A 12,751-nucleotide genomic window follows, 5' to 3' on the forward strand; every position below is an offset into this window, starting at 1 on the left:
CCGGATGAACTCGGCTCTCCGCCGGTTTCCCACGAGGGCATCGATCCTCTCCGGCACCCCCTCCGGCAGCCGCACCTTCATTGCCTTCACCTGAAGCGGCGGTCTTCCCACGGTCTCGTCTCCATCGCTCATTCAATCGATCTGCCGGATTAGCAGACCTCCTTTATTGACAGGTTAAAGGACCTCTTTTATCCCTTGCTGCGTCGAGGTGCTGCCACACACAGCAGCCCTTCTCACACCCCGCACCCCGATCCTGGAGCCCATCCATGAGCGAGCAGCTTGCCGCGCTTTGCGCCGACCCGTGCCTTATCGCCACCGCCTCCCGGCCGCCCCACTCGCCCGTCCTGAAGGGCCTCGGCGTGCCCGGTCCGGTCGACCTCCAGGCGGCGTGGCGGGGTCTTCCAATCGAGACCCGGGACCGCATCGGCGCCATCGCCCTGGAGTTCGCGCTCTACACCATTGTGGACTGCCAAGGTGTCACCGAGAATGACTTCGAGGTGCTCGGGCGGACCAAGGCGGTAGCCGTGCAGGCAGCCGCAGAAGAGCAATCGAACGTCGCGATGGATGATCTCTTCAACGCCGCCGAGGCTGCCCTGCCGGCAGTCTTCGGGCGGCTTGGTGGTGGTGCCGAGCTTGGGAGAACGTAGACCATGGACGACAGGCGGCCTCTCTCTGGTGTGACCGTTCGGGGCTTCTCGATCCCGTGCCCCGCACCGCTCGCCGCCGTCTTCGAGCGGCAGGCCACCATCACGCTTGCCGAGCTGGCCCGCCTGCTGCCTATGGACCCGGAGACCCTTCGCGGGCACATTCGCCGGGGCCACATCAGCTACGTCCAGATCGGCTTCGGGGAGAGGGCGCCTCGTCGCGTCTTCACCCTGGATGCCGTCCTACGCTTCCTCGAAGATCGGAGCCGAACCGAATGTCTGTCTACAAGCGGGCCGGCGCGGAGACGTACAGCTACGACTTCGAGCGTGGAGGGCGGCGGTTTTCTGGCTCTACTGGAGAGGGAAGCCGCCGAGCGGCAGAGGCCGTCGAGCGGGAAGGAAGAGGGTTTCCTGGCGCTACGGGCGAGGCGTATCGCCGAGCGGGCTAAGAAGACGAAGCGGTGAGTGCCCTTCGACGCCGTTTAGTCTGCAACCACGAAGCTGGCACCTAACAGGACGACGACCTTGCGGAGCGGCTGGTGGAATGGGGCCAGCGGGGGTGGGACCTCGCCGCCCTCGTCCACACGGGTTCCTCGTGGTTCCGGGTGGTGTTCAAGCGGGCGCTCTAAGGGCCCCATTGAAATCATTGAGGAAATAGCCCGAAATACCCTCCGTATAAGAGAGGGGCACCTAAAGCCTCCCCCGGGTGTTATACCATGCAGTGTAGACCCCTCATCACCTAGACCCCTAGGACCCTGGTGCATGTGCGTATGGGCGCAATGCTTGGGTGCCTACCACTAGGTCTGTGCTCCACCTATCCCACTTGCCTACCCTAACCCAGGCCCCACCCCAAGCCACCCCGATGCCCACCCCAAGCCCGACAAGAGGGAGGCGAGGGAGCAGGGCACTACCCCCCGGGGTAGGCACTAGGCCGGCACCGGGCACCCGATGGTCTTCATCACCCCGGCCGAGGCCACCCCAAGGACCCCATCAGGGGACGGCACTAAGTCGGCTCGGGGATGGCGTGGTGCCGGCTCCAGGTCCCATGCAGGTGCCCCCCAAGTCAGCGAAGGGGGAAGGCCCAGGTAGACCCGAGGTCGGCCTAGAGTAGGCGGGCGGGAGAGGCGATAAACCGTGTCAAGAGAGGGTTAGCAGAAAGCTCTCGTCGGGTTAGCTTTCAAGCGGCTTCGTAGGAAAAAAGCATTCGTTCGCAAATACCTGCGAAAACGTGCGGCAAATCATCTCGGAAATACCAGTGGTATGTGAAAGGAGATAGCTCAAAGCTGCCTCCTCCGGGAGCCTCTAGAAGCACCCTATCCGCCGCCCTTGCCCCCTAGACCCCGACAACTCCCCTACCTCCACCCAGACACCCAGCCCACCCTTGAGCGATACCACCAGTGCTCTCCTACTCGGCCACTCTGTTTCCGGTGACCGGCGGGAGGTCTTCGAGCACCGCACGGGGTCGCCACCGGGTCACCTCAAGAGGCACCCCCACATGCCCACCATCAGGACCAAGACCAAGACCAAGGCCCCACCGCCTCTACCCATCCCTGCGCAGCCCAAGGCCACCCAGAAGGCCCGCAAGGTCCGGCAACAGGCCACCCCTCCGACCCCCGAGATGGTGGTGGGTCTGGTCGCCTACTTCGACGAGGTGGTGGCCTACCTATGCCCACCGAACACGGCGCCCACTCCAGACACTCGCCATCTACTCGCGGGGTTGCCCTGCGGCCCCATCACCTTTGCCCGCCCTGTCGCCGAGGATGAGGGGGTCCCCGAAGCACCTGCCATCTGGTTCACCATCGACAAGGGGAACCCCCGCATCCTCACCCACGCCGGCTTCTTCCTCCTCCGAGTCCTCTCGCTACCTGGAGGCCTACCCTACGAACGCGAGGCGTCCCACGGTATCGAGGTGCTGGAGCCGGGGTTCACTCTCACCCGCCTCATGGCCGATGCCGATGATGGCGAGGTGGTCCGGCTTCAGGGCAAGCATGTCGACCTTCGCCCATGGTGTCTGTCGATAGAACCGGGAAGGCCAAGTGGCAGGCGGCAGCGCAGAGATGCCATCGAGTGCGCCGTGCGCCGCTACGGGGACCACGTTGAGGAGTGGGGTCTCACTGCCCTCCTCCCTCCCGAGGGCTACGAGGCCATGCTCAAGGGGGCGTTCCGCATGTTCGACGTTGAGCACGCGATGCACTTCCTCCGGCCGTTGGGCGGGGAGGAGGCAAGGTCAATCGGATCAAAGCCTTAGAATTAGCTGTCGTCTTGAAAAGACCTAGCGCCGCCTAGGCGTCTGCCTAACGCTTCGCGGCCGACATGCACTCCGCCTACCGCAGCTCCCGCGCCTGCCCACGCGTTGAAACCTCGACCTCGGCAACGTGCTCTCCTCCGACTACTTCTTCGCGTAAATCCAATGGGTTAGAATTACCCTCCGATTAGAGAAGACCTAGCGCCGTCCGCTCGGAATTTCCCGCTGCGTCCTCAATGGCTTAGAATTAGGTCCCGTTACCAGAAGACCTAGCGCCGCCCATACGGTGGTCCCTCCAGGAAACTACGGGTCCCGAATTACCCTCCGTTACGGTAAGACCTCGCGCCGCCCGCCCGATGGTAGTCCCCGAGCACGACGCCTCGGGAAATACATCGGGATATGAGAAGACCTGCCGCCACCTGCCTGCCCTCTACCTCCCGGCAAAGACCCACCAGCCCCTCATCCGGCAGATAGGATCGGTCGGGGTCTACTCGGTCACCATGGGCGCTCGGCTGCCCTACCCCAGCGCGGCACGACTCGGCGCGTAGCAGCCCCACCGGGCCCCCACCGCTCGCTGCCCAACCCCTTCGGCTACCTCCCGCACACCCGAGAGCGGTAGCCCAACCCCATCACAGCCCCGCCCCTACCGCCGCCAACCCCGCCCCGGGAACGAGAACCCGTGCCCGCATGGGGCCCCGGGCCGTGCGGTGCCGGGAGGGGAGAGCTGTGTGCCCCCGGACCGGAACCCCACCCGGCCGCTACCCCCAGCAAGGACCAGCCACCCCATGGCAGACGACACGACACCCCCGCGTAAGGCGAAACGATCCTACGGCTACGCCCCCATGAGCGCCGAGGCGTGGGAGACCCGCATCACCTATCTCCGCCAAGCCCTTGCCAAGATCAAAGACCCCTCCACCCCCGAGCCCGACCCTGCGCTCCTCGCGGTTGGACCCCATGGCCCCCTCACGGGCATGCGGGTGGCCCCGGCGCCGAACAACGGGCCGGTCTCGATCTACTTCACCGTCCAGAACTCGGAGCGCGGGCCGAGGTGGTCTCCCCCCGAGGTCTTCCTTATGCTCGACCTGTTGCTGGCCTTCGGAGGTGGCGCCTCGGTCAACGACAACGGCGGTGGTTGGGCCTACGTCCGCCCCTGGAGCGACAACGACCGGCACACGTTGGGCCGTCTCGTCGCCAACCCGAAGCCCGGCCAGGTGGTGAAGCAGTGCAAGAGGTCCGACCACCACGACCAGCACCCGCAGCACTTCCAGGCAACCGGCGGCGAGGGGTACGACCCGGCGGCCCTCGGCACCCCGCGTCGGGACCGCGAGGACGCCATTGCGACGGCCCTCGGGTACTGGGACCGCAACCACCACCGTCGCCCTGACATCCGGGTGACCCGGGCCGAGTACGAGGCCGTCCTCCGGGACTGCTTCCGCCTCGTGGACGCCTACTATTCCGAGGACCCCGCCGACGCCGACGAGGCCTGAGGTCTGACACCGAGTTCCCCGCCGAGAGCAGCCTGACGGGGCGCCTCGAAGACGGGGGTACGCCGGCCGGAGGGGGAACACGTGGGGTGGCACCCCTCCGGCCTATCCCCTCATCACCGCCACCCCGAACATACCCACCACCACCGCACTACCCAGCGCCCGGCATTGAGCACCCACGCTCTGCCGGGTGTCTCCGCATGCATCCACCCCTCACCAGGAACGCCACCCCCATGTCGCCTGAAGAACTCTTGGCCCTCGACGCAATGCCCACCCCCGGCCAGACCACGCCACCCCCGGCCGCTCCCAAGGCCCCCGGAGAGATGACCCCGGCGGACCTCGAAGCACTCATGGACGCCGCACCGGCTACTACCCCCGCCCCGGCACCGGCCGCCCCCTCGGGGGCCTCTACTATGTCGCCGGCCGAACTCTTGGCCTTGGACGCTGCACCTGCTGCCCCGCTCCAGGCTCCCACCCCTGCGCCCGCCCCTGCCGCCCCCGCCGCTCCCCTGCCCACCGTGAACGGCAACGAGCTGGACGCCGCCGGGCAAGTCGGTGCGGCCATCCTCACGGGTGCCGCCAAGTCGATCTACGAGACCAAGGACTTCATCTTCGGGAAGCCGGAGACCAAGTCGGAGACCCGGCAGTCCGTCGAGAAGCTCGACAAGGAGCTGGGCGAGAGCAGCATCGCTAACTCGTTCGTCTCTGGCCTTTCCCAGTTCGCCACGGGGATGCTGGGAGCCGGCAAGATCGTCGGGGCGGCAAAGCTGGTCCCCGGTGTCGGAGGCGCTGTAGGGGCCCTGGAGGCCACCAAGGCGGGCGCCACCGTGCTCTCCTCCGGTAAGGCGGCGGCGGTGGGCGCGGTGGCCTTCGATCCCAACGGGCCCCGCCTGTCGGACCTCGTGCAGAAGTTCCCCGCCCTCCAGAACCCGGTGACGGAGTTCCTGGCGTCGGCTCCAGGGGATAGCGCGGCGCTGGGCCGGGCCAAGAACGCCCTGGAGTCCATCGGCGTGGACGCGGCGGTGGGTGCGGTCTTCGCGGCCAGCATGGCGGGCTTCAAGGCCCTGCGGTCGGGGGATCAGGCGGCGGTGGCGGCGAGCCAAGCCGAGCTGGCCCATGCGGTCGCCTTCAAGGACGCCAAGCTGGCGGCGAGCAAAGGGGACCTGGAGGCCGTCGAGCGCCTTCGTGCGGACCAGCCCGAGGCCGTGGCGCTGGTGGAGGCGGAGACGCTGGCGAAGGTGCAGCCGGAGGTCCCGCCGGCCGCCCCGGGCGCCGACATCACGGTGAAGCCGGACGGAACCGCAGAGATGCAGCTCCCGGAGATGGCGGTGCGGGGCGCCGACGAGATGCCAGCCGGCAGTACCACCGAGCCCACCTTCCCAGCCCGGCCCGAGATGCTGAAGGTCTCCGATGAGCAGGTCTCGCGCCTCATCGCGCACAGCATCGCCGACACGGAACAGCTCCTCTCCCCCGGTGGCTGGGAGGGCGCCCTGGAGCGGGGCTACAGGTTCGGCGACGGTGGCCGCATCCCCTGGCAGAAGTTCGCCCTGGAGGCGGACCAGATGCCCGGCACCTCGCCCCTGGACCAAGTCATCCGCCGCGTCTCCGACGAGTTCGCCACCGAGATCGCGGCGGCCAAGGGCGGCTATGCCCAGGGCGTGCGGTCCGACGCAATGCAGGACCGCATGGTCCGGCAGCGGGTGGCCCTCTACGGCGACGACCCCGAGGCCCTGATGGGCGCCATCGAACTCGCCGGCCGGGATGCCGATGGTCTCGTGGCGAACGTGGCGGCAGCAGACCTCATCACCCTTCGCGCGGCCACCGACGCCAAGAACCTCGCGGATCGCATCAAGCTTGGGATGCTGGAGGAGTTCGGGGGGGACCTGTCGGCGGCCATGAAGGCGCTCCGGGCCCACTATCAGGTGGCAGCCACGGCGCGGGCTCACGGCTCCGCCATAGTGGCCAACGCGGCGCGGACCTTAAGGCGGCAGCGGGCCGACTTCGCCTACAGCCTGGAGGACGTGGCGGCGATGGGCCGGCTTTCGGATACCAAGATGCTGGCTCTCATCGACGGCGCCGGAAGGGACCCGAGGGTGGCGGACCGGCTCCTCCGGCGGGGCTTCTGGTCCCGCGTCCAGGACGACGCCTCCTTCCTCTACGTCAACAACCTCCTCTGGGGACTGCGGACCCACTTCGTGAACTTCGCCACCAACGCCTACATGCTCGGGGGCCGTCCCCTGGAGCGGATGATCGGTGGTGCGATCCAGGGTGACCGGGTGCGGGTCGCCGAGAACGCCAAGCAGTACGCCTACATGGCCGCCTCGGTGCATGAGGCGTGGCGGGATGCCGTGCGGACCTGGACGACGGGAGACAGCATCCTCTCCCCGCAGGCCTCGGAGCTGAGTGCCGCCTCCGCCAGCCGGTCGGTCAACTGGGTGGCCGAGGACTTCAAGCAGTGGGACTCCACCGCCAACGTCCTCTCCAACGCCTACACCGGCTTCATGAAAGCCGCCGGCCTGCCCACCCGGGCGCTGGGCACGGTGGATGAACTGGTCAAGCAAACCGTCTACCGGTCCAAGGTCATGTCGGCGGCCCACGCGGAGGGCATCGTGGCTGGCCTGGAGGGGCCGGCGCTCACCGAGCACGTCACCAAGACCCTGCACGCGGCCTTCGATGATGCCGGCCGCGCGGTGGACGTGAAGGCCCTGGAGGAGGCCAGCATCGCCACCTTCCAGCAAGACCTCCTCCCGGGCACGCTGGGCAGTCTGGTGCAGACCGGGACCAACACCATCCCGGCCATGCGCTTCATCATCCCCTTCGTGCGAACGCCCACCAACGTCCTGCGGCTCGGCTGGAAGATGACCCCCGGCCTCAACATGCTCCAGGGGGAATACCGGGCGATGATCCGGGGCGAGATGGGCGCGGAGAAGCAAGCGCAGGCCATAGGCCAGTTCGCGATGGGCTCGCTCTTCATGGGCACCGCCGCGATGCTCACCCACGCGGGGCGCATCACCGGGGGCGGACCGCTGGACCCGCAGCTTCGCAAGGACCTGATGGCCACCGGGTGGCAGCCCTACTCCTTCGTGGTCCCCGGGACGGACGGGGTGCCCACCTACGTCAACTTCGGGCGCTTCGATCCCGTGGCGATGCCGCTGGGCATCATGGCGGACGTGGTGGATATCCTGGAGCGAGACCAGGATGGAGACGGCGCGGGCGAGAGGGCGGCACAGGCGTTGGGCGGGGTCTTCCTCTCCCTGGTCAAGCAGCTCGGGCAGAAGACCTACCTCACCTCGCTCAACGAGACTCTCCAGGCGATCACCAGCCCGGAGCGGGGAATGGCGAAGACGGCCGGGGGCATGGCGGCCAACTTCGTGCCCTTCGCCTCCGGCCTCCGCTTCGTGAACCCGGACCCGCACATGAGGGAGACCCGGGGCATCGTGGATAAGATCATGGCCACCGTGCCGGGTCTGTCGGAGACGCTCCCGGCCAAGCGAGACCTCTTCGGAGACCCCCTCACGGTCCACAAAGGACTTTGGGTCCACGGCGCCGGGGGCCTCGTGGATGCCGAGGTGCGCCGCATGATTGACGAGGCGGGGGTAGGACCGTTCGGCCCGCCGTCACCGAGACAGCGTGAGGTCGACCTCCGAGAGGTGACCATGAAGGACGGCCGGAACGCCTACGATGCCTTCCAGCATCTCGCCGGGCACCCGCCCCGGGGGCCGAGCATGAAGGAGACCCTGGCGAAGATCATGGCGACCAAGGCCTACCAGAAGGCGCCGGACGGGGAGCCCAAGACGAAGGGCACCAAGGCGGCCATGCTGACGGGCACCGTCTCGAAGTACCGGGAGGCGGCGTGGCGCCAGATGATGGCGGACCCGAAGGTGCGTGAGGCGGTCTCCCGGCAGAACATGAAGGCGCGGGGGGCAGTGGCTGGAAGGGATGGTGCGGGGACTGGCGGGGGCGCTGAGGCTTCGGCGCTAGGCCAACTGGGCAAGGCCTTCGGGGTGGGCTTGGGCGACTGAGCTGCACCGCGTAGATGCGTTGAGGAGGCCGGGGGTGGGCATCAGGTGCTTGCCCCCGGCCATGCCCATGGCCAGCAAGGCGAACCCGTCGCGGTCCATGATGAAGTAGCGGGTTTCCCGGTTGGCGGTCGGGTTGAAGGCGCTAAGCTGTTGAAACATAAAGCCGTCCAGAACAGGACCCAGCTTCGCGATTAGGCCGTCTATGTCGCAGAGGACGTGTTTGTGGTCCTTCTCGAAGGCCGCCGAAACCGAGGGCTTAATCATCGGCCGCGCCGACCCGCAGCTACTATGATAAAATAATAAATTTGAACATTTGTAAGTGCGGAGCGAAGCCTTTTATGCCCTAATATTTTATCGGCGGAATTTAATCCAGGCTCTGACGACAGAGAGTTGGTTACGCTCTCGCCTACTGCGCGGAACAAAAATTGCCTCGGTATTACTTCACCATTTTTGATGGCCATAGCAGTCCTGATACGGATGGCACTGACCTGCCTGATTTATCTGTTGCCCGGCGAGAAGCCATTCGTTTAGCGGGCCACGTCATACGCGATGAAGCAGACCGGATGGCGCCTGGAGGGGAATGGAGGATGGAAGTGACGGACGCGAAAGGCCTCATGCTTCTTCAGATCGATTTTAGCGCCACAGACTCGAAGACCGTACAATAGCGCTCATCAACTTCTAACCTCACGGTTAGTCGAAAAGTAGCAAAACCGGCTCTCCTTTGGCGTCTCAGCAAGGGGGCGGGGGTCTGATCGGCAGCTGAGTGGCCGGCACGCGGCCCGCTTTAAGCAGCCCATGTTTGCGAGCGGGGGCGCGTAGCGGCCCACAAGCGCGAGCGTCGCAATGGGCGAAGCCCGCTCAAAGCCCTACCGCGCTTTGTCTGCCTCCAGTTGCTGCATCAGCTCAGCAAGCCGGGGGTCCAGAGGCTCATCAATGATCGGCTCGTACAAGGCCTGTAGCTCTCTGCCGAGCCGCACCCTCGTCTCCTCGCTGAGCAATGAAACGGCCGGCTCGGGGCGAGCGAGGCCCGGGACCCGGTATTCGTTACGGAGCATCATCAATCCTTAGCCGGGGTGCGGAGGATGAACGCCAGCGGCGGAGACATGTTCAAATGCAGACCGCACCACAGCAAACCCGGCCGGTCACACCTTGGGCTCCGGCGCCGGCTCCCATCGCAGACCCGTCACGGCCTCCGGCGCTTCAATCCGCGCCAGCTCCTCCGCAAGCGCCTTTAACCCGAAGCCGCTCCCGTAGCCCCGCCCAACGCTGCTACCGCCACTGTGCCCTGTGAGGGCATCGTGCACCTCTTCCCCGAGCCGTGCGTCCCTCGCCATGCGTTTGAAGCTGTGGCGGAAGGAGTGGAAGACCTTCGTCCGGTCCTCAATGCCGGCCTTCTCGCGGAGGTGCCGGGTGAACCACTTTGACCATGCACCCGCCGGCTGGACCTCGCGGCTCGCCTGGAGCCCCGGCCAGAGGGGGCTTTCGGGCCCCGCGCCTGCATCGAGTAGGGACTGGCGGTAGCGAAGCAGACCGATCCGCTCCAGCTCGGGGTGCACCGGGACCTTCCGGCGGGAGGAAACCGTCTTGATCGTCCGGCCGCCCGCCGTGCCGATGTTGAAGAACCAGACCCCCGTCTCCGCATCCTGGGCCAAGTCCGCCACCCGGAGCTGGGCTAACTCGGCCTGTCGGGCGCCGGAGAGCAAGGCGAGAAGGGGGAGCCAGAAGGCCGCCTCCTTGCATCCGCCTACCGGCCGATCCCCGGCAGTGAAGACCCCCGTTGCGAAGAGGCGGCCCAGGTCAGCCTTGTCGAAGGGTTGGCGGCCCTCCTCGCCTCGCCCGTCCACCACCAGCTTGGCGCCTCTGCCGAAGGGGTTCCGGTAGCCCGCCACCGCGTCGAGCCGCCCGGCCGCCTCCTCATGGCTCACGATGGCGGCGAGGATGTTGAGGGACTTGTTGACGGTCACCGCCTGGACCGCTGGGAAGCCCTTTAGGTCGCGCTTGAGCAGCTCGCGTAGGGGAAGCGCCCGGAGGTCTCCGGCCAGCCGCGTTGGCGCCCTCGCGAGCGCATCCCGGAAGTCGCGAGCGATCTCCCGTGTGATGTCACCGAGGCGGATATCACCCTGCCACTCGATGAAACGCCGCACCGCGTGGCCGGCTTCGAGCAACGTCTTTGGGCTGGGCTGCCGGCTGCCCTTTGCGCCACTACCCTTGGTCCAAGCCTCCAGCGCCTCGGAGAGCTTCGGGCCCCGGCGGGCACTCGGTGCGGGGGTGGTGACGATCTCGCCCTTCTGCCTCTCCAGCATCAGAGAGTAGGCCTTCACGTGGGCCTGGAGCACCGCAAGGCCTGCCTCGTGGTAGGCCTCGGAGGCAGGATCTATCGGTATGTTTTTTCGGCGCAGGTAGTCGCGGCACTCCACATCGACGGCGCTGGTGTCTGAGCGTGAGAGGGCTTTACGGTAGTCCGCAAGGAGCAGCTCGATGCCCTCTCCCATGGCGTGATGGTAGTCCTCCGGGATGCCTATGCGGTCGAAGAGCACAGGGGCCAGCGCAGGCCAGCGCTGCCGGTCTTCGCGTGTCTGATGCTGCTTGCGGGCGTCTCCGTCCGACCGCTCCGCTGCGTCGTCAGCGAGCAACTCTACCAGCACATCGTGGGCGATCTCGTCGGCGGTGGGCATGAGCGGCGGCCGATTGCTCGGGCTCGGTGCCTCGCCACGCATCGCCCGCTCGGCTGCCTCGAAGTCCGCCATGCAGTCCCGCAGCATGCGGGCGCCTGCTTTCTTGGCGGCTGCCGGCTGCTTCGTCCCGAGGCTGCGCTTCCAGCTCCCCTTGCGGGTCCAGGGGGCGGGCATGAAGGGCCTGAGAACCTCCGGGATGACCCGGCGGAAGTAGTAGGTCCCAAGCCTATCCCGGATCAGGTACGACATCAGAGCCATCGCGTTTGTACCGCCCGTTTGTATGACCGGCGGCGCGTAAGCTACTGATATCGGCAGATTTTCAGCCCCGACAAGGGCTTAAAGAATGGTGGCGTCCCCGGCAGGTCTCGAACCTGCGACCCCAGGTTTCATCCCACTTCGGCTTCCGCCGCCGCTGCGGCAAGACGCAGCGTTCGTGGTCTGGACTATCCCTTCACCATGGGCCCGTCCGAAGAAGGCCTTTAGGTGCCGCCCGTCTAGTCTCTACACCTTCCGCGGGAAGCGCTGATGCGCATCCCTGGCTTGGCTCGGGATCGGCCGGGGCCCGCGAACGGGCCCGTGGGCGTTCCCCGAATTTGAGCGGATCCGCCGCGTGGTTTCCCGGCGCGACGCCCAATTTACGGTCTTAGGAAACCTGTGCTCTGTCCAGCTGAGCTACGGAGACTCACCGTGGGCAGCCATAGCACCAACCGCCCGCACGGCCAACCGCGGGATCGCGGCCGGGACAGCCGCTGCGGCCGTCGGGATACGCCGCATCATCGACCCTCGGGTTGTGACGATCCTGCCGCAGGGTGCCGGGAAAGGCGCCGCCCGGCCGCGCGGCCCTGGCCGATCGCACCGCAGCGGGCCAGGATGGCGACGGTCGGATCGGAGGGCGGGCGGTTGCGTGGGAAGGTCGGCCCGGTCCTCGCATGGCTCGCTGCGACCGCCGTCGCCCCCGCTGCGGCCGCACCCCGGCCGGTGCCCGAATGCCGGACCGCCCCGGTGCGGAGCGACCGGCTGACGGACTTGGGCGCACGCGGCGAACTCGTCCTCGCGTCCGGCACCCGCGCCGTGCTCTCGGGCCTGAACTGGCCGGAGGAGGCGGGCGCGGCGACGGCCTGGCTGCTGGGCAAACGTGAAAAAGCGCTCGCCCTCACCGCGCGGGGCGAGCCGGACCGCTGGGGCCGCATCCGGGTCGATGCGGTCGTCGAGGGCGAGGCGGTGGATCTGGCCGGAGGCCTCGTGGCGGACGGCCTCGCCATGGTCGATGCCGGCGAGGGCGATTCCCTGTGCCGGCCGGGCCTGCTCGCCCTGGAGGAGACCGCGCGCCGAGGCGGCCTCGGCCTGTGGCGGACGGCCTCGCCCGAGGCGCGGGACGGGGCCGGCCTGCGCGCCAGGGCCGACCGGTTCGTGGTGGCGCAGGGGCGCCTCGTGAGCGTCGGGGAGCGGGCGACGCGCACCTATCTCGACTTCGTGCCGCGGGGGCAGGACGGGCTCACGGTCACCGTGTCGAAACGCACTTGGCGCCGGTTGCAGGAACGTGGTTTGAGTGCGGCGAGCCTGAGGGGGCGCCTCGTCCGGGTGCGCGGGATCGTCACGATCGGCCGCGGGCCGGTCATCGACCTCGCGAGCGCGGACATGATCGAGGTTCTGGACGAGGAGCGGGCGCTTCGGCGCTGAC

At 67.4% G+C, this 12,751-nt stretch carries 8 protein-coding genes and 1 tRNA gene; 6 read left to right on the forward strand and 3 right to left on the reverse strand.

Features of this window, described 5'->3' with window-relative positions:
* The first annotated feature begins 266 nt into the window (after positions 1-266).
* The 5 genes from ASF39_RS04520 (at position 267) to ASF39_RS21820 (ending at position 8,395) form a co-directional block, all read left to right on the forward strand.
* Positions 267-647, forward strand: coding sequence for a hypothetical protein (locus tag ASF39_RS04520; RefSeq protein WP_056281402.1), 381 nt, complete (start codon positions 267-269; stop codon positions 645-647).
* Positions 648-650: 3 nt separating this feature from the next.
* A complete protein-coding gene (locus ASF39_RS04525; protein ID WP_156648379.1) occupies positions 651-1,109 on the forward strand; it encodes a helix-turn-helix domain-containing protein in 459 nt (152 codons plus the stop codon).
* Positions 1,110-2,025: 916 nt separating this feature from the next.
* Positions 2,026-2,892, forward strand: coding sequence for a hypothetical protein (locus ASF39_RS04530; RefSeq protein ID WP_156648381.1), 867 nt, complete (start codon positions 2,026-2,028; stop codon positions 2,890-2,892).
* Between the two features lie 782 nt (positions 2,893-3,674).
* Positions 3,675-4,376, forward strand: coding sequence for a hypothetical protein (locus ASF39_RS04535; RefSeq protein ID WP_156648383.1), 702 nt, complete (start codon positions 3,675-3,677; stop codon positions 4,374-4,376).
* 230 nt (positions 4,377-4,606) lie between these two features.
* Positions 4,607-8,395 carry a hypothetical protein gene (locus ASF39_RS21820; RefSeq protein WP_156648385.1) on the forward strand — a complete coding sequence of 1,263 codons (3,789 nt, stop codon included), beginning with the start codon at positions 4,607-4,609 and terminating at the stop codon, positions 8,393-8,395.
* Here ASF39_RS21820 and ASF39_RS04545 read toward each other — a convergent pair.
* From ASF39_RS04545 to ASF39_RS21045, 3 genes are all read right to left on the reverse strand, one after another.
* Positions 8,351-8,659, reverse strand: coding sequence for a Rha family transcriptional regulator (locus ASF39_RS04545; RefSeq protein WP_056281412.1), 309 nt, complete (start codon positions 8,657-8,659; stop codon positions 8,351-8,353). The two genes, ASF39_RS21820 and ASF39_RS04545, sit on opposite strands and share 45 nt — an antisense overlap.
* Positions 8,660-9,537: 878 nt before the next feature.
* Entirely contained in the window at positions 9,538-11,319 is a 1,782-nt protein-coding gene (locus ASF39_RS04555; protein ID WP_056281415.1) for a site-specific integrase, read from the reverse strand.
* A gap of 98 nt (positions 11,320-11,417) precedes the next feature.
* Positions 11,418-11,494: transfer RNA gene (locus ASF39_RS21045), tRNA-OTHER, on the reverse strand.
* Positions 11,495-11,970: 476 nt separating this feature from the next.
* On the opposite strand from ASF39_RS21045, the gene ASF39_RS04560 reads away from it, so the two are divergent.
* Entirely contained in the window at positions 11,971-12,750 is a 780-nt protein-coding gene (locus ASF39_RS04560; RefSeq protein WP_244472267.1) for a DNA-binding protein, read from the forward strand.
* Position 12,751 lies beyond the last annotated feature (1 nt).

Origin of the sequence: Methylobacterium sp. Leaf108 (genome assembly GCF_001423265.1) — a bacterium.
In the GTDB taxonomy this organism is placed as follows: domain Bacteria; phylum Pseudomonadota; class Alphaproteobacteria; order Rhizobiales; family Beijerinckiaceae; genus Methylobacterium.

Coding starts and splice junctions, on each gene's coding strand:
- ASF39_RS04555 (WP_056281415.1), bottom strand. CDS start 11,319: ATGTCGTACCTGATCCGGGATAGGCTTGGGACCTACTACTTCCGCCGG.
- ASF39_RS04525 (WP_156648379.1), top strand. CDS start 651: ATGGACGACAGGCGGCCTCTCTCTGGTGTGACCGTTCGGGGCTTCTCG.
- ASF39_RS04520 (WP_056281402.1), top strand. CDS start 267: ATGAGCGAGCAGCTTGCCGCGCTTTGCGCCGACCCGTGCCTTATCGCC.
- ASF39_RS04535 (WP_156648383.1), top strand. CDS start 3,675: ATGGCAGACGACACGACACCCCCGCGTAAGGCGAAACGATCCTACGGC.
- ASF39_RS21820 (WP_156648385.1), top strand. CDS start 4,607: ATGTCGCCTGAAGAACTCTTGGCCCTCGACGCAATGCCCACCCCCGGC.
- ASF39_RS04545 (WP_056281412.1), bottom strand. CDS start 8,659: ATGATTAAGCCCTCGGTTTCGGCGGCCTTCGAGAAGGACCACAAACAC.